General features: G+C 73.9%; 17 protein-coding genes. 8 read left to right on the top strand and 9 right to left on the bottom strand.

Annotated features, from left to right (window positions below; all coding sequences use genetic code 11):
- Positions 1 to 73: 73 nt before the first annotated feature.
- The 5 genes from GA0070620_RS19640 (at position 74) to GA0070620_RS19620 (ending at position 6244) form a co-directional block, all read left to right on the top strand.
- Positions 74 to 1372, top strand: a complete 1299-nt coding sequence (locus tag GA0070620_RS19640; protein ID WP_091599037.1) for an ABC transporter ATP-binding protein — start codon at positions 74 to 76, stop codon at positions 1370 to 1372.
- 61 nt (positions 1373 to 1433) lie between these two features.
- Positions 1434 to 2483 carry a hypothetical protein gene (locus GA0070620_RS33255; RefSeq protein ID WP_091592993.1) on the top strand — a complete coding sequence of 350 codons (1050 nt, stop codon included), beginning with the start codon at positions 1434 to 1436 and terminating at the stop codon, positions 2481 to 2483.
- A gap of 119 nt (positions 2484 to 2602) precedes the next feature.
- Positions 2603 to 3067: a DUF4442 domain-containing protein gene (locus GA0070620_RS19630; RefSeq protein WP_091592990.1), complete on the top strand. Its 465-nt coding sequence runs from the start codon at positions 2603 to 2605 to the stop codon at positions 3065 to 3067.
- Positions 3068 to 3122: 55 nt separating this feature from the next.
- The gene (locus tag GA0070620_RS19625) at positions 3123 to 3875 is read left to right on the top strand and encodes an HAD family hydrolase (protein ID WP_091592988.1); all 753 of its coding nucleotides are present in this window, start codon (positions 3123 to 3125) and stop codon (positions 3873 to 3875) included.
- Positions 3872 to 6244 (top strand): glycoside hydrolase family 65 protein, encoded by a 2373-nt coding sequence (locus GA0070620_RS19620; RefSeq protein WP_091592987.1) that lies wholly within the window; start codon positions 3872 to 3874, stop codon positions 6242 to 6244. The genes GA0070620_RS19625 and GA0070620_RS19620 overlap by 4 nt, the downstream gene beginning before the upstream one ends.
- A 63-nt stretch (positions 6245 to 6307) precedes the next feature.
- Here GA0070620_RS19620 and GA0070620_RS19615 read toward each other — a convergent pair whose 3' ends face one another.
- Entirely contained in the window at positions 6308 to 6529 is a 222-nt protein-coding gene (locus GA0070620_RS19615) for a hypothetical protein (protein ID WP_091592984.1), read from the bottom strand.
- A 209-nt stretch (positions 6530 to 6738) separates the two neighbouring features.
- On the opposite strand from GA0070620_RS19615, the gene GA0070620_RS19610 reads away from it, so the two are divergent.
- The 3 genes from GA0070620_RS19610 (at position 6739) to GA0070620_RS19600 (ending at position 9162) form a co-directional block, all read left to right on the top strand.
- Positions 6739 to 7392, top strand: a complete 654-nt coding sequence (locus GA0070620_RS19610; RefSeq protein WP_091592982.1) for a dienelactone hydrolase family protein — start codon at positions 6739 to 6741, stop codon at positions 7390 to 7392.
- A 72-nt stretch (positions 7393 to 7464) separates the two neighbouring features.
- Positions 7465 to 7647: an antitoxin gene (locus GA0070620_RS19605; protein ID WP_091599034.1), complete on the top strand. Its 183-nt coding sequence runs from the start codon at positions 7465 to 7467 to the stop codon at positions 7645 to 7647.
- 207 nt (positions 7648 to 7854) lie between these two features.
- Positions 7855 to 9162, top strand: a complete 1308-nt coding sequence (locus GA0070620_RS19600) for an FUSC family protein (RefSeq protein WP_231921863.1) — start codon at positions 7855 to 7857, stop codon at positions 9160 to 9162.
- 10 nt (positions 9163 to 9172) lie between these two features.
- Here GA0070620_RS19600 and GA0070620_RS19595 read toward each other — a convergent pair whose 3' ends face one another.
- The 8 genes from GA0070620_RS19595 to eccB form a co-directional block, all read right to left on the bottom strand.
- Positions 9173 to 9835 (bottom strand): C39 family peptidase, encoded by a 663-nt coding sequence (locus GA0070620_RS19595; protein WP_091592978.1) that lies wholly within the window; start codon positions 9833 to 9835, stop codon positions 9173 to 9175.
- Positions 9836 to 10065: 230 nt separating this feature from the next.
- Positions 10066 to 10467 carry a pyridoxamine 5'-phosphate oxidase family protein gene (locus tag GA0070620_RS19590; protein WP_091592975.1) on the bottom strand — a complete coding sequence of 134 codons (402 nt, stop codon included), beginning with the start codon at positions 10465 to 10467 and terminating at the stop codon, positions 10066 to 10068.
- Between the two features lie 27 nt (positions 10468 to 10494).
- Entirely contained in the window at positions 10495 to 10836 is a 342-nt protein-coding gene (locus GA0070620_RS19585) for a YkvA family protein (protein ID WP_091592973.1), read from the bottom strand.
- A 52-nt stretch (positions 10837 to 10888) separates the two neighbouring features.
- Positions 10889 to 11689, bottom strand: coding sequence for a hypothetical protein (locus GA0070620_RS19580; RefSeq protein ID WP_231922444.1), 801 nt, complete (start codon positions 11687 to 11689; stop codon positions 10889 to 10891).
- A 197-nt stretch (positions 11690 to 11886) separates the two neighbouring features.
- Positions 11887 to 12207 carry a hypothetical protein gene (locus GA0070620_RS19575; RefSeq protein ID WP_157741675.1) on the bottom strand — a complete coding sequence of 107 codons (321 nt, stop codon included), beginning with the start codon at positions 12205 to 12207 and terminating at the stop codon, positions 11887 to 11889.
- Positions 12208 to 12478: 271 nt separating this feature from the next.
- Complete coding sequence (locus tag GA0070620_RS19570; protein WP_091592969.1) at positions 12479 to 13747, bottom strand: WXG100 family type VII secretion target; 1269 nt, start codon at positions 13745 to 13747, stop codon at positions 12479 to 12481.
- Positions 13740 to 14108, bottom strand: coding sequence for a hypothetical protein (locus GA0070620_RS19565; RefSeq protein ID WP_091592967.1), 369 nt, complete (start codon positions 14106 to 14108; stop codon positions 13740 to 13742). Before GA0070620_RS19565 ends, GA0070620_RS19570 begins: the two co-directional genes overlap by 8 nt.
- Positions 14109 to 14201: 93 nt before the next feature.
- Positions 14202 to 15776, bottom strand: coding sequence for a type VII secretion protein EccB (gene eccB / locus GA0070620_RS19560; RefSeq protein WP_091592965.1), 1575 nt, complete (start codon positions 15774 to 15776; stop codon positions 14202 to 14204).
- Positions 15777 to 15892 lie beyond the last annotated feature (116 nt).

The raw sequence follows: 15892 nt of genomic DNA, 5'->3' as shown, positions 1-15892 counted from the left end.
CCCGATGTGCTGGCGCCATGACCTTGGTCACAGTCATTCGGGGGTTCGGCCCGACGAGCTGGGGGAGGTGACGGTGACCACCGTCGCGCTCAAGGATGTCACCAAGGTCTTCAGGGACGGCACGGTCGCCGTCGACACCATCAACCTCGACGTCACCGACGGCGAGTTCATGGTGCTGCTCGGCCCCTCCGGGTGCGGCAAGTCGACCGTGCTGCGGATGGTCGCCGGGCTGGAGGACCCGACCCACGGCGCCGTCCTGCTCGACGGCGAGCTGGCCAACGACCTGCCCCCGCGCGACCGGAAGATCGCCATGGTCTTCCAGGACTTCGCGCTCTACCCGCACATGACCGTCGGCGACAACATCGCCTTCCCGCTGCGGCTGGCCGGGGTGGAGCCGACGCCGCGCGGGGAACGGGTCAGTGACGTGGCCAGCGCCTTGGGCATCGGAGACGTGCTGGCCCGCCGGCCCAGCCAGCTCTCCGGCGGGCAGCGCCAGCGGGTGGCGATGGGCCGGGCGATCGTCCGCCGGCCCGGGCTCTTCCTGATGGACGAGCCCCTCTCCAACCTGGACAGCGGCCTGCGCGCCGAGCTGCGCGCCGAGATCTCCGGCCTGACCCGCGAGCTGGGCGTCACCACCATCTACGTCACCCACGACCAGGCCGAGGCGCTCACCATGGCCGACCGGGTCGCGATCATGCGCAAGGGCGTGCTCCAGGACGTGGGTACCCCCACCCAGGTGTACGGCCGACCGGCGACGCTCTACGTGGCCGCGTTCCTCGGCAGCCCCCGGATGAACCTGCTGGAGGCGTCGGTCTACGTCCACCTCGACCGGTACGTGACGCTCACCCTCGGCGAGCAGGCGCTCTACCTGCCCTGGGACGACATTCGCAGCCGGGCGGTCGCGCACTACCACGGCGAGCGGATCGTGGTCGGCATGCGGGCCGAGGCGCTCACCCCGGTCAGCCCGGACAGCCCCGGCGACGTGCTGCACGGCCGGATCCGCTACCTGGAACACCACGGTCACGAGTCGCTCGCGTTCCTCGACATCGGCGCGACGGCCGTCGTGGTGGACGAGATGGGCAGCCGGGCCGACCCGCTGGACACCGGCCAGCGCGGGCTGCGCCGCTTCGGCCAGGTGATGCAGCGGTTGACCGGCCGCCCGGTGGACGCGCCGGAGCCGGAGGCGACCGGCGTACGGACCAGCGTGTTGCCCGACCCCGGCCGACACCACCGGCGCCCGGCCGAGCTGGCCGTACGGCTCGCCCCGTACCCGGCCGTCGCCGCCGGGCATGCGCTCTCCGTGCGGGTACGCATGGACGCGCTGCACTTCTTCGACGAGCGCGGCGACCGCATCGACGTGGGGTGGCGCTGATCCGCCCGGTGTCCTACCGTGGCGCGACATTCATCGAGATCTGACGAAAGAGGGTGCGCCCGTGTCGGGTGACCGCTCCAACCCGCTCGTCATCGAGCGCATCCTGCGTGACCGGGAAGGCATCTGGCAGCAGATCGTGGCGGAGCGCGACCTGAACGCGCTCACCGTCCGCATGCTGACCAGTTCGGCGATCGCGCTGGCCTGCTACGGCGCGGTGCTGGGCGCGTTCCACAGCGTCCTCATGGCACTGACCTCCGCGATCAAGCTTCCGCTGCTCTTCCTCATCACGTTGGCGATCTGCCTGCCCACGCTCTACCTGTTCAACCTGGTCTTCGGAGCCCGTCTCTCGGTACGCCAGTCGCTGGCGCTGGTCATGGTCGCGATCACGGTCACCGCGATGCTGGCCGTGGCGTTCGCCCCGATCAGCCTCTTCTTCCTGATCACCGCACCCGACTACGGCTTCTTCAAGCTGCTGAACGTGGCGATCCTGACCCTCTCGGCGATCGTCGGGCTGCGCTTCCTCACCGGTGGCATGCAGGTGCTCAACCAGCACGGCCTGCTCTCCCCGGCGACGTCGTCCGCCGCCCCGGCTACCGTGGCCCCGGCGGCCGTGGCCGCGCCGGCGGCGAGCACGGTGCCGGCGGCCGAACCGGCGGCCGTGCCGGTCGGCGCGACCGCGAACGGCGCCGCCCCGGTCGCGGCGGGAGCGGCCCCGGCCACTCCGGCCGCCGCCACCGCTGACGCGACCGCACCGGCTCCCGCCACCGCTGACGCGACCGCACCGGCTCCCGCCGCCGCGGTCGCGGCCCCGGTGCCCGCGCAGCACGTGCCGGCACTGGTGGGCGCGCACGTGACCGGCCCGTACCGGGGCGGCTACCCGGCCGGGCAGCGCCCCTGGGCCACGCCGCCGAACCGGCACGACGACCCGGGTCAGCGACCGACCAGCATGACCCTGCTCTACATCTGGATCCTGCTCTTCGGTTTCGTCGGCACCCAGCTCGCCTGGACGCTGCGTCCGTTCTTCGGCGACCCGGGGCAGGACTTCGCGCTGTTCCGCAGCATCGACGGCAACTTCTACGCGGAGATCCTCCGGACCATCGCCAACCTCTGACCCGACCCGAGCGCGACCGGCCGCCCGTCCCGAGTTGACGGGCGGCCGCCCCGGTCCGCTGTCAGGCGGTCGTCACACACCCCTTGTCCAGGCAAATTACCGGCGAGTAGCGTCACGGCATGTCCATCGACTCTCGCCAGGTGGCGGCCGGAATGCTCGAAGCCGTTCCGTTCGCCCGTACGCTCGGCTTCGAGTTCGTCGAGATCGCCCCGGAGGCCGAGGGTGGGGTCCGGGCGGTCGTCCGGCTGCCCGACTCCCCGGCCACCCACAACCACGTCGGCGGCCCCCACGCCGGCGCCATGTTCACCCTCGGTGAGACGGCGTCCGGAGCCGTCGTGCTGGCCGCCTTCGGGCACCTGCTCGACCGCGCGGTGCCGTTGGCCGTCCGGGCCGACATCGCGTACCACAAACTGGCCCTCGGGGCGGTGCGCGCGACGGCCCGGTTGGGCCGCACGCCGGCGGAGGTTGCCGCCGAGTTGGCGGCGGGCCGGCGGCCGGAGTTCCCGGTCGAGGTGGAGATTTCGACCGACGACGGCACGCCGACGTCGGCGATGACGGTGATCTGGACGTTGCGTCCCCAGTGAGCCCGGCCGGGCGGAAAAGGGTTTGTCCGCCCGATCGGGTGGATAGATTCGTACCGTGCTGGGCCTACCTGCTCACGTGACCGCCTGCCTCTTCGACCTGGACGGCGTGCTGACGCAGACCGCCCGCGTGCACAACGCCGCGTGGACGGAGACGTTCGACGCGTACCTGCGGCAGCGTGCCGCGGCCTCCGGCGAGCCCTACCGGCCGTTCGACCCCGGCCCCGACTACAACCGGTACGTCGACGGTCGGCCGCGCGCCGACGGGGTCCGCACGTTCCTCGCCTCCCGGGGGATCGTGCTGCCCGAGGGGCACCCGGACGACCCGCCCGACGCGGAGACGGTGAACGGCATCGGCAACCGCAAGAATGTGCTGCTGCTGGAGCGCCTGCGCACCCAGGGCGTCGATGTCTATCCGGGCTCGGTGGCGTACCTGAAGGCGGTCGCCGCCGCCGGGCTGCGCCGCGCCGTGGTGACGGCGAGCGCCAACGGTCGGGAGGTGGTCGCCGCCGCCGGGCTGGAGTCGCTGCTGGAGGTCCGGGTGGACGGGCTGGTCGCCCGCGCCGACCAGCTGCGCGGCAAGCCCTACCCGGACACCTTCCTGACCGGTGCGCGGTTGCTCGGCGTCGACCCGGCCCAGGCGGCGGTCTTCGAGGACGCGCTGTCGGGGGTCGAGGCTGGTCGGGCCGGGCGCTTCGGCTACGTGGTCGGGGTCGACCGGGTGGGACAGGCGGACGAGCTGCTCACCCACGGCGCCGACGTGGTGGTCACCGACCTCGCCGACCTGCTCGACGAGGGGCACGGCGCATGATCAGGGAACGGGCCTATCCCGTCGAGCCGTGGCACGTACGGGAGACCCGGCTGGACACCGACGTGCTGGCGCAGTCCGAGTCCGTCTTCGCGCTCTCCAACGGGCACGTGGGCCTGCGCGGCAATCTCGACGAGGGTGAGCCGCACGGCCTGCCGGGCACCTACCTGAACTCGTTCTACGAGCTGCGCCCGCTGCCCTACGCCGAGGCCGGGTACGGCTTCCCCGAGTCCGGCCAGACCATCGTCAACGTGACCAACGGCAAGCTGATCCGTCTGATGGTGGACGACGAGCCGCTGGACGTCCGCTACGGCGAGCTGCTGTCCCACGAGCGGATCCTCGACATGCGCGCCGGCACCCTGCACCGGGAGCTGCACTGGCGTTCGCCGGCCGGCCGGGAGGTCAAGGTCCGCAGCACCCGACTGGTGTCGTTCACCCAGCGCGCGGTGGCGGCGATCAACTACGAGGTGGAGGCGGTCGACGGCCCGCTGCGGCTGATCGTCCAGTCGGAGCTGGTGGCCAACGAGTCGCTGCCCGCGCAGAGCCGCGACCCGCGGGTGGCGGCGGTGCTCGAATCGCCGCTGCAGGCCGAGGAGGAGCTGACCACCGACGACGGTGGGCTGCTGATCCACCGGACCAAGGTCTCCGGGCTGCGGGTGGCCGCCGCGATGGACCACGAGGTGCGCGGGCCGGAGCACGTCACCGTCGAGTCCGAGGGCTACGAGGACTGGGTCCGCACCACCGTCGGCTGTGTCCTCAAGCCGGGCGAGAAGCTGCGGGTGATCAAATACCTGACGTACGGCTGGTCCAGCCGTCGCTCCCTGCCGGCCCTGCGGGACCAGGTCGGCGCGGCGCTCGCCGCCGCCCGGCTCGACGGCTGGGACGGGCTCTGCCGCGAGCAGCGCGGCTACCTCGACGAGTTCTGGGACGCGGCCGACGTGCGGGTCGAGGGTGACCCGGAGGTCCAGCAGGCCGTCCGGTTCGGGCTGTTCCACGTGCTCCAGGCCGGTGCCCGCGCCGAACGCCGGCCGATCTCCGCGAAGGGCCTCACCGGGCCCGGGTACGACGGGCACGCGTTCTGGGACACCGAGATGTTCGTGCTGCCGGTGCTCACGTACACCCAGCCGGACGCGGTACGCAACGCGCTCTACTGGCGGCACGCCACCCTGGAGCAGGCCCGGGAGCGGGCCGAGACGCTGAACCTGGAGGGCGCGGCGTTCCCGTGGCGGACGATCGAGGGCCCCGAGTCGTCCGGCTACTGGCCGGCGGGCACGGCGGCGTTCCACATCGCGGCGGACGTCGCCGACGCGCTGCGCCGCTACGTCCTCGCCACCGGCGACGAGCAGTTGGAGCGGGAGATCGGGCTGGAGTTGCTGGTCGAGACGGCCCGGCTGTGGCGGTCGCTCGGCCACCACGACCGGCACGGCGTCTTCCACATCGACGGGGTCACCGGTCCGGACGAGTACACGGCGGTCAAGAACGACAACATCTACACCAACCTCATGGCTCAGCGGAACCTCCTCACCGCCGCCGAGGTGGTGGGGCGCTACCGCGACGAGGCGCTCCACCTCGGCGTCACCGACGAGGAGGCGGCGGGCTGGCGGGACGCGGCGATGTCCATGTCCGTCCCGTACGACGAGGAGATCGACGTCCACCAGCAGGTGGAGGGGTTCACCCGGCTCCAGGAGTGGGACTTCCTGCACACCCCACCGGAGAAGTACCCGCTGCTGCTGCACTACCCGTACTTCGACCTGTACCGCAAGCAGGTCGTCAAGCAGGCCGACCTGGTGCTCGCCATGCACTGGCGGGGCGACGCGTTCACCGACGCGGAGAAGCTGCGCAACTTCCTCTACTACGAGCGCCGCACCGTACGCGACTCCTCGCTGTCGGCCTGCACCCAGGCGGTGCTCGCCTGCGAGGTCGGCCACCCGGAGCTGGGGCACAGCTACCTGCGCGAGGCCGCCCTCATGGACCTGCACGACCTGAACGAGAACACCCGCGACGGGGTGCACATGGCCTCCCTGGCCGGCGCCTGGATCGCGCTGGTCGCCGGGTTCGGCGGCCTGCGGGACCACGACGGCACGCTGTCGTTCTCGCCTCGGCTGTCCAGCCGGCTCAGCCGCCTGGAGTTCTCCCTCCAGTGGCGTGGGCGGCGGCTGCGGGTGGACGTCCGGCCGCACCAGACGACGTACGCGCTGCGCCACGCCGATCAGGACGACGTGGTGGAGCTGCGGCACCACGGCGAGACGATCCGGGTCACCTGCGACGAGCCGGTGACCGTGCCGGTGCCACCCGCGCACCCCTCCGGGCCGGCGCCGGAGCAGCCACCCGGCCGGGGCCCGCTGCTCCGGCTGCCGCAGAACGAGCAGTGAACGGGCCCGCCGACGTACGCGGCCGGGGCGGGAGGTCCCTGCCCCGGCCGTCGGACGCGTCACTCAGGTGAAGCGCTCACCGGTCGACGGGTGACCCGTGGCGTCCTTCGGTGCCACCGCCCGGGGATCGTCGGCGGTACGCGCGTGCGCGGCGTTGTCCGCCCAGTCCTTGTTGCGCTCGGCCGACCGGAGCCGACCCTCCTCCTCGGACCTCTGCTGCTGCCGGGATGCCTGCTGCTGCCGGGATGCCTGCTGCTGCCGGGACGTCTGCCGCTGCTGGGCCATGGTGATCCTCGCGATCCGTTCGGGGCGCCAGAGGCGCCGACACGGTCTGCGGTCCCTCGTCGCCTACCCGACCCGCCCACCGACAAACGCCCGGCCCGCACGCCCCGCCCGGCTCGGTGCCGGTCCGGACAGCGCACGCGTGACGGTGCCCGGGTGGGGTAATCGACACCCGGCCGGCAACCGGGCCGGCCGGGTGGGAGGCCACGGACATGGACGTACGGACCAGCGAGGTGACGATCCCGGTCGGTCAGGTGCGGCTCGTGGCCGATCTGGTCCTCCCCGCCGATCCGGTCGGAGTGGTGCTGTTCGCGCACGGCAGCGGCAGCTCCCGGCACAGTCCCCGCAACACGGCGGTCGCCCGGGTGCTCAACGGGCAGGCCCTCGGCACCGTGCTGGTGGACCTGCTCACCCCGGCCGAGGACGTGTTGGACTCGCGCACCGCCGAACTCCGCTTCGACATCCCCTTCCTCGCCGACCGGCTGTCCGGCATCGTCGACTGGCTGGGGGCCGAGCCGTCCACGCGGCAGCTCCCGATCGGCCTCTTCGGTGCCAGCACCGGTGCCGCCGCGGCCCTGGTCAGCGCGTCGGCCCGGCCCGAGCAGGTGCGCGCCGTGGTGTCTCGGGGCGGTCGACCGGACCTGGCCGGTGCCGCGCTCGCCGCCGTACGCGCGCCGACGCTGCTGCTGGTCGGCGGTCTGGACGAGCAGGTGATCACCCTCAACGAACAGGCGCGCGACGACCTGCCCGGGCAGGTCGAGCTGCGCGTGGTGCCCGGGGCGACCCACCTCTTCGAGGAACCCGGCACCCTGGAGCAGGTCGCCGACGACGCCACCGACTGGTTCGCCCGCCACCTCGCCGCCTGATCGGAGCAGGACCGGTTTGTGGTCTCCGGCCGGCGGGAACGCCCCCGGTTCAGCCGACTCGAGGAGGACGCCGTGCGCGACTTCATGGACAAGGCAAAGGACTTCGCCAACAAGCACGAGAAGCAGGTCGACCAGGCGGTGCGGAAGGCGGGCGACATGGCCAACCGGCGCACCGGTGGGAAGTACAAGGACCAGATCGACAAGGGCATCGACCGCGCGCAGTCGCGTACCGGCGAGGGCGACCAGGTGCGCTGACGGCGGGACCTCCCGGGCCACCGCACGCCGGTGGCCCGGGAGTTCTGTCGAAGCTGTCCGGGCCCCGTGCGGGGGGCCTTCGCCCTCCGGCGTGCCCGGCACGAACCGCCCGGCACGGGCGACGATTCACCGGCCGGGGGCGGGGTAACCGCCGCCATGGCCGACGACCGTCCCGCCGCCGCGCCCGCGCGGTCACCGTTCGGCGCCATGACCGAGCGGGGCGGTGCGCGCGTGGCGCTGGCCCGGCACCGGGGCGGCGAGGCGGGCAAGATACGGCTGCGTCAACTGGAGATCACCCTCGTGATCGCGGTGCAGTCGGGGCTGGCCGCGGCACTCGCCGCGCTGCTCGCCCAGCATCTGCTCGGCCCCGGCGCCCACGTCTTCGCCCCCGCCGCCGCCGTGGCCACCATCGCCAGCGCCATCGGCCAACGGGCACGGCGTACCTTCGAACTGCTCGCCGGGGTCGGACTCGGCATCATCATCGGTGACCTGCTGCGCTTCGCCCTGGGAACCGGGCCCTGGCAGACCGGGATGGTGGTCGGCCTCGCGATCGCCACCGCGCTGCTGGTGGCGGGCCGGGGCGGGGCGCTGGTCGGTCAGGCGGGCGGTACGGCCGTGCTGATCTCCACGCTCGCCCCGATGGACCGCGGGCTGGAGGTGCCCCGGATCCTCGACGCGATCGTGGGCAGCGGGATCGGCCTGCTGGTCGTCGCGCTGCTGGTGCCGGTGAACCCGATCCGGGTGCTGGACCGGGCGGCCGCACCGATCTTCGAGATCGTCACCCACCAGTTGGAGGAGGTCGCGGCCTCCCTGCGGGCGCGGGACGCCCAGCGGGCGATCGCGGCGCTGGAACGGCTGCGCGGCCTGGAGGCGGACATCGGCCGGCTGAACGAGGCGCTCAGCGGCGCCGACGAGGTGGTCACGCTGGCGCCGGCCCGCTGGCACCGCCGGGCGCAGTTCCACCGGTACGCGCGGGGCGTGACCCACCTGGAGCGGTTCGCGCTCGGCGTCCGGTTGCTGGCCCGGTGGTCGTCGACCGCCATCCAGTACGGCGAACCCATCCCCGAGGAGCTGCCCGCCGCCATGAACCGGCTCGGTGCGGCGGTCCGGGCGCTGCACATCGACTGTCGCAAGGACACGAAGTTCAACGAGACGAAGGCGATCACGCTGGAGGCGGCCGACCTCGCCGGCCGCGCGTGGGGGCACGGTCTGCGGGCGTTCGGCGACGCCCTGGTCACCGATCTGCGGGCCGCGTCCAGCGACCTGATCCGGGCCACCGGCTACGAGGCGGACGAGGCCAACCGGCTGGTGCGGACCGCGGCCGGCGCGGGTGAGGCGGCGATCCGCCCGCCCGTGCACCGCCGGCTCCACCGGGCGGGCCTGCGGAACATCTCCGCCGACGGAACCGGCCGGGACCCTCGCTCGGCGCGGCGGGCGACCGTACGCCGCCGGGCCGAGCGGGCCCGTAACGGCAGACGGGCCGGGCACCCCCGGAGAGGGAGCCCGGCCCGGTGAGGCGACTACGTCAGGCGGAGTAGCCGCGCTCGGCGATCCAGTTGGCCACCTTGGCCAGGGGCATCCAGTACTCACCGTTGGCCGGGTTGGCCGGGTCGGCGATCTGGATGGTGTCCCCGCCGTCGCGGTAGCCGATCAGGGTCACGTAGTGGCCGCCCTCGTACGAGTGCGGGTTGCCGTCGGTGTCCACGGCGGTGCCCTTGATGTTGGCCACCACCGGGCGACCGGCGTCCACCGCGTTCAGCACGTCGGTACGCAGCTGCGCGACCTGCTCCGGCTTGGCCATCGAGTCACGGATCTCGGTGGTCTTGTACCGGCCGCCGGTCAGCTCGTTGAGCACCCGGGTGGTGTCCAGGGCCGACGGGGTGCCGGCCTCGGTGGTCCCGAGCAGCGCGGCGACGTCGTCCTGGGAGAGCATCTTGCCCTGCGCGGAGAGCGCCATCCGGGTCGCGGCCGGACCGCAGTAGTAGAAGTTCGGCTGCGCCTGGTAGTCGACGCCGAGGCTCCGCTCGGCCCGCGGGTCGTGCTTGGCGCCCTTGTCGGTCTGGGTGGACGGCACCGGGCCGGTCTGGACCGGGGCGGCCTGCGCGGCCACCGTCGGGCCCAGCACGCACCCGCCGGCGACCAGCAGACCGGCGACGGAGAGACCACTCTTGTGCAGGATCGGATTCATGGGTCGGGCTCCATTCGGGGGGTCGGCGCCTCCGGCGGAGGCGCGGTGCACCAGGAAAGGCGCTCGGCTCATCCAGCGAACGACCCGCGAGCGCTGCTGCGTCACGGGGCGTACCGGGGATGTAACGGCCCTGGTGCCGCCGGCATTCCGGCGCTCGGCGGCCCGATTCCGGCCCCCTACGGGCCGTTCGCGTCCCGGATCGGGACGGCCCGCTCAGGTGGCGCGGGACCTCACAGGCTGCCCAACAGCCGGGTGACGCTGATCTCGATGACGACCCGGTCCGGGTTGGGGCGCGGGGTGCGGTAGCGCTGGGCGTACCGGTGCTCCGCCTCGGCCACGGCCGCCCGGTCCGACCGGACGACCGCGCGCCCCTCGATGGTGAGCCAGTGCCGTCCGTCGACCTGACAGACGGCCACCGGGGCGCCCGCGGGACCGGCTGCGGCCACCTGGCGGGCCTTGCGGGAGGTGCCGGAGGTGATGACGCGAGCCAGCCCCGCCTCCGGGTCGAGGGTCACCCCGACGGGCACCACGTGCGGGGTACCGTCCGGCCGCAGCGTGGTGAGGGTCGCCAGCCGCCGCTCCCGGCAGAACTTCACGACCCGTTCGTCACGTACGTCCCAGTTGCCCGGCATCGCGTCCTCCGTCGTCCGTCCGGCGGATCATGGCACGGGGCGGCGGGTGCGACCGGCACCGGGCGGGGCGTCCGGCTGGTCGGGGAGCCGCCGGGTGGTCGCGCGGTGCCGGTGGGCGAGCCGGGTGAGGTAGATCAACGCGCCGGCCAGGACACCCATGTCGTCGAGGTAGATCGGATCGGGCAGCAGGTCGACGGGGAAGATCGTGTAGATCAAGGCGCCGTAGAAGGCCACCTTGCCGCCGGCGCCGAGCGAGGTGAGCAGGCGCCGGGCGCGGACCACCCGCACCGCCAGCAGCACGGCACCGACGAGCGTCGCCACCACCACGACGCCGCCGAGCACGACGAGGATCCACGCCTCCCGGGACATGGGGTCACGCTAACCCAGGCGGGCGACCGCGGCCCGCCGCCGAGCCGCCCGGTCAGTGTGCGAGCACGGCCGCCCGGCCGCGCGCCACCGTCGGGTTCTCCCGGGTCGGCTGCTCCACCGGCCGGGCGATCTCGCCCAGCGGCAGCACGCCCGACGACTCCTCGACCCGACGGCCGGTCGCCGCGAACGCCTCCTCCCGCAGGCTGCGGGCCGACGCCACGGCCAGCTCGGCGGAGCGCCACGCGGCCTGCTCCCGCTCGCGGGCGGCCTGCTGGCGGGCGAACAGGTTGTCGCGTACCGCCCGCCGAAGGAACAGCTCCTGCTCCACCGGGTGCCGCCGTGGATCCCAGCCGCCCCGGTGCGCGAAGACGTCACTGAGCTGCTCCACCGACAGCTCACGCCGCCAGTACGCGTCCAGCGCGGCCCGGTGCAGGTACCGCTCGCGCTCGGCGTACTCGGCCGGGCTTCGGCCGCTGGTCGGCAGCGGCATCGCCGCGGCGGCGGCCAGGCGGCGTACGTCCGCCTCGGCGGCCTCGTACACCCGCCAGGCCGTCTCGGCCTCCTCCTGCGCCGCCAGCCACTCCGTCCGGCGGCGCTGTGCGGTGGCGGTGGCCCGCTCCGCGGCGACCGCGACCTCCTGCGCGTAGCGGGTCCGTTCCCGCTCCTCCTCGGCGAACTCGAGCTGGCTCGGCATGGCGGCGCGCCTGATCCGGGCGCCGGCGTCGCTGCCGAGCCGTCCCGGTCGCAGCAGCAGCGCGGCGATGGTGACGACCACCACGGCGAGCAGGCTCAGCCAGATCACGGCGGCCCGGGGCACGTCGGGCAGGACGGCGGAGAGGACGGTCTGCATCATCTGCACCTCGCGGTCAGGATGTCGGGAGTGGACGACAGGGGCCCTGGCCGGTGCGGCGTGCCGCTCGGTGCGGGCCGACACCGGAACGGCGCCGACCTCACCGACGGTGGACGCGCGAATCGCGGCCGTGAGTGGGCGGGCTGCGGACGGCCGGTCCGGTGCGGCCGACCTGGGTCGGCTCTCGGAGGACCGCCGGATCAGGCCAGCGGGGGGCCGCGTCGGCCCGTGGTGCTCCGCCCCGGATCGGGGACGGGAGCGGCGCCCGAGGCGTCGACCACGGCGCCGGACGGGGCGGTGGCGAGGTGCCGGATCGGGCGGTGCGTGGGGGTGGTCGCCTCGGCGGCGCGCTCGACGGCCGTCGCGGTCTCCGACCGCAGCGCGTCGGCGTGGCTGCTCACGGCGCTCGGCCGCAGCTCGGCGACCGGGGCCGGCAACGGCGCGCCGGGCACCGTGGCGGCACCGGCCAGACCGACGGCCAGCGCCAGCGCGGTCACCGCCAGACGGGTCATCTCGCGCACGGAGCGCAGCGTGGCCCGCCAGACGGACGGGGCGGACGCTACGGGCAGCACATCCCCAACCTATCGCCCGTTCTGCGAGGTTGCAGCGGCGCGGACCGTATCGGGAACGTGACCAGGGCCACACCATGCACTGTGGACCCTCGGCGGCGTCCGGGCCGGTGCCGGGTGAGGGAGCGGGACGCGAAACGGCGGTGGCCCACCCGCATCATCGGGTGGGCCACCGCCGGTCGACGTGGGCCGCGGGCCGGACGCTCCGGTGCGGCCGGCGCGCTCAGTCGCCGCTGCCGAGCACCGGAGGTGGGGCCGCCCGGCCGTCCTGCCAGACCATCTCGTCCTCGGTCAGCCAGGTCAGACGCTCGTCGTTCTCGTCGTCGTCGTGCTGGCCGCCGCGCCCGCCGAGCACTCCCGGCCGGTTCACCCCGGCGCCCCGGCCCCGGGACGACGCTGCCGCCCGGTCGCCGCCCTCGGCACGTCGCCCGTCCATGCTCCGCCCCACGCCGGTGGCGGCCCGGGTCTCCGTGCCGACACCACCGGTCGGGCGGACGGTAGGAGTGGAGGAGCTGCCCGCGGAGCTGGCCAGGGCGCCGGTGCCGAGCAGGCCGCCGGCCGCCGTGCCACCGGCCGCGCCGATGAGCAGCCCCGCGCCCGAGCCGGCACTCGCGGCTCCGGTGCCCGGACCGGTGAGCCCGAGCCCGCCCTGGCCGGTGCCCGGCACCAGCCCACCACCCGTGAGCGGGTCGGCCCCGGAGAGCGAGGTGCCGCCGTCGGGGTCGACGTGGCCGGTGCCGGGGGTCGTTCCGGTGGGGCCGGTCGGGTCGGTCGCGCCACCGCGGCCGCCGTCCGGTCCGGCGGCGACCCGGTCCGGCGTCACCACCGTCGCACCACCCGTGTGGGGGTCGAGGCCGCTGCTGCCCGGGATGGAGCCCGGCGTGGTGGAGTGCGGGCCGCCACGCGTGGTCGCCCGGCCGTCGTCGACGGTGCCCGGGGTGTCGGGGTGCGGCGGCGGGGGCGTGACGACCCGACCGTAGGCGGACAGGTCGTAGCCGGCGGCCAGCTCGGCCACCACGTTGACCATGCGCTGGTGGGCCTTCTCCTGCTCTTCCTTGTCCTGCTGGTGGCCCATCAGACCGCCGACCACGGCACCCGGCAGACCGAAGACGGAGCCCTTCACCGCGCCGGAGACGGCCTTGTCGTGGTCGTCGGTCTCCTCCGGGCTCTCCGCCTGCTTCTGCGCGGTGCGCAGCTGGCCCGCCATCATGGTGAGGGCCTGCGTCACGTCGGCCGTGCCCTCGCCGAGGGTGCCCGCATAGTCGACGACCAGCGTCAGGCGCCGCTGGAACTCCTGCCCGGCCGAGCCCGTCCAGGTGTTGGCGAGCTTCTCCAGATCGCTCGCGAGGTCGCGACCGAGGCCGTCGAGGATGCCCTTGGCCGACGACCACTGGGCGGCAACCCCGTCGATCTGCTCCGGGCTGCCGGCCATCACGGCGTCGTAGAGCTCCTGGTGGCTCGAACCCTCGTAGCGCTGGGTGTATTCAGACACGCCGCCCCTCCTCCGGCTTCAGCGCCTCGTCGACCCCGTTGAGCGCCGCCGCGATGTCGGCCGCGCTGGCGGCGTTGCGCGCCTCGGCGGTGCGGTAGTTGGCGAGGATCGTGCTGGTGGCCTTCTGTGCCGCCGTGATCGCCTGCCGCAGCCGCTCGGCCTGATCCGCGTAGGACTGGTGGATCTCCGAGTAACGGCGGGCGTTGCTGGTCGCGTCGTGGAACGAGCCCAACGCCGGAGGGCTGCACTGCATCTCGGTGTTGAGCTTGCGCAACACCGACTCGGCCTGGGTCAGCCGGTCGGCCAACCGCGATTGGAAGTCCTCAAGGGACAGCAGATCGACTTCCGTGCGCCCGGTCATGGCAACATCCCCGTGGTGGTAATCGACAACCGTTGGCCGCTTTCAGGTTAGTCGACGGCAGCGACCTGGGCGACCCGCCGTCCGCGGGCCGACTCAGCCCTCCGACGACGTGCCGGACGACGTCTCACCGGCGTCCGGCGATTCCGGCGTCGAGCCCTCGGTGCCCGACGGGCTGCTCGGCGCACCGCTGCCGCCGGGCGACGGCGAGTTGCTCGGTGACGCCGGAGGTGGCTCCACCGGCGCCGGCGCGGAGGCCGGCAGGTTCGGCTCGAAGACCGCGAACGCGTCGGCACGCTCCAGAGTGGGCCCGGCGGGGACGAGGGCGAGCAGGGACCCGGGCACGGCGAGCGGCGTGACCCCGCCGTAGCCCAGCGCGGCCCGCGCGTCCCCCGAGCGGGTGCCGAGCGGGTAGCGGATGCCCTGGGCGCTGATCAGGTAGACGGTGGTGCCGGCCGCCCCGGTGCCGCTCTCGCCGGAGCCCGGGGCGGCCTGGACCAGCACCCCCTTGCCACCGGGGAGCAGCACCTGCTCGGCCGTGCGTACGGCGTCGCGCGCGCTCTGCCGGACCGGCAGCGGACCGGAACCGGCCCCGCTCAGCTCGGTCGGAGCCCGGTCGAACACCTCGATGGTGGTCACCGGCGGACCGCCCCCCGCGCCCGCCCGGTAGGTCGCGCAGAGCACCGTCTGACCCTCGCGCACCGGGTAGAGAGTGGGCAGCGCCCGCGGCATCCCGGTGTCCACCCGCTGATCGGTGAGGACCTGCCCGGCCTGGTCCGGCGTGATGTCGGTGACGTCGCCGCCCTCGCGCAGCAGCAGCAGCGCGCTGACCTCGCCGATCGAGGCCAGGCCCTCCCGGGTCAGCACGTAGTGCTGGCCGGCGGCCCGGTAGACCTGGCCGACCCGGCCCGCCTGGCCGGCGACCGACACCGGGCTCGCCTCGTTCATCCCCGGAAGCGCCGGCTCCCGCAGGGCCGGACCGGCGGGCACCGCGTTGAGCAGTTGCTGGCCGACCGTGAGCAGGGGAGCGTTCGCCATCCGCAGCGCGGCCGCCCGGTTGTCGCCGACCAGTTGCAGGCGGGCGTCGCCGGTGAGCAGGTGGCGCTGGCCGTCGACGGTGACCAGCACGGCCCGGTCGCCCAGCGGGGTGCCGCCGGGCAGCGGACGGTCGATCACCAGACGGGTGCTCGTCCGGCGCGGGTCGGCCGGGTCGGGCACGTCGCAGACCGACCAGGGCAGCCCGGCGAGCGACTTGCGGTCGGGCAGGGCGTCGGGGGCGCCGACGATGCCGATGGTGCGACCACGTGGCCGCTCCCGGATCGAGGCCTGTGACATCGTCCGGACCTCGGGGTCGGCCTTGTCCAGCGCGAGCCGGGCCGACGCGTAGTTGAGCGTCGGGTAGAGCTGGCCGTCGACGAAGACGTACGTCGCTCCGGTCTCCCGCTCGATCACCAGCGTGTCCGGCTCCAGCGGGGCGGTGTTGCCGGTGAACTGCCCGTACGCGCCGGCGCCGCCGAGCACCACGGCGGCGGCGATGACGCTGCCGACGACCGCCATGCCGAGGCGTCGCATCGGCAGGTTGCTGGTCTCCGGGTCACCCGACAGCAGCGCCGAGACGATGCGGCGGGTGACGAAGCGGTACGCCTGCACCTGATCGCGGCGGGTCCGCATGACTTACCTCCGGCGGGGTGGATCCGCGACGATCAGGTCCGGCTCCTGTCGCGGGCTTCCCTACGATAAGGGGCCGTCGGTGGATCGTCGGGCCCGCGCCCGCGACCGGCAGCGTA

Source organism: Micromonospora krabiensis, assembly GCF_900091425.1.
Lineage (GTDB): Bacteria > Actinomycetota > Actinomycetes > Mycobacteriales > Micromonosporaceae > Micromonospora > Micromonospora krabiensis.
The sequence above is the reverse complement of the archived record's forward strand: the minus strand, read 5'-3'. Positions and strand labels throughout refer to the sequence as shown.

Bases quoted from the DNA above. Each gene is read 5' to 3' on its own strand.
- GA0070620_RS19630 (WP_091592990.1), top strand. From the start codon at position 2,603: ATGTCCATCGACTCTCGCCAGGTGGCGGCCGGAATGCTCGAAGCCGTT.
- GA0070620_RS19620 (WP_091592987.1), top strand. From the start codon at position 3,872: ATGATCAGGGAACGGGCCTATCCCGTCGAGCCGTGGCACGTACGGGAG.
- GA0070620_RS19615 (WP_091592984.1), bottom strand. From the start codon at position 6,529: ATGGCCCAGCAGCGGCAGACGTCCCGGCAGCAGCAGGCATCCCGGCAG.
- GA0070620_RS19610 (WP_091592982.1), top strand. From the start codon at position 6,739: ATGGACGTACGGACCAGCGAGGTGACGATCCCGGTCGGTCAGGTGCGG.
- GA0070620_RS19600 (WP_231921863.1), top strand. From the start codon at position 7,855: ATGACCGAGCGGGGCGGTGCGCGCGTGGCGCTGGCCCGGCACCGGGGC.
- GA0070620_RS19595 (WP_091592978.1), bottom strand. From the start codon at position 9,835: ATGAATCCGATCCTGCACAAGAGTGGTCTCTCCGTCGCCGGTCTGCTG.
- GA0070620_RS19590 (WP_091592975.1), bottom strand. From the start codon at position 10,467: ATGCCGGGCAACTGGGACGTACGTGACGAACGGGTCGTGAAGTTCTGC.
- GA0070620_RS19585 (WP_091592973.1), bottom strand. From the start codon at position 10,836: ATGTCCCGGGAGGCGTGGATCCTCGTCGTGCTCGGCGGCGTCGTGGTG.
- GA0070620_RS19580 (WP_231922444.1), bottom strand. From the start codon at position 11,689: ATGATGCAGACCGTCCTCTCCGCCGTCCTGCCCGACGTGCCCCGGGCC.
- GA0070620_RS19565 (WP_091592967.1), bottom strand. From the start codon at position 14,108: ATGACCGGGCGCACGGAAGTCGATCTGCTGTCCCTTGAGGACTTCCAA.
- eccB (WP_091592965.1), bottom strand. From the start codon at position 15,776: ATGCGGACCCGCCGCGATCAGGTGCAGGCGTACCGCTTCGTCACCCGC.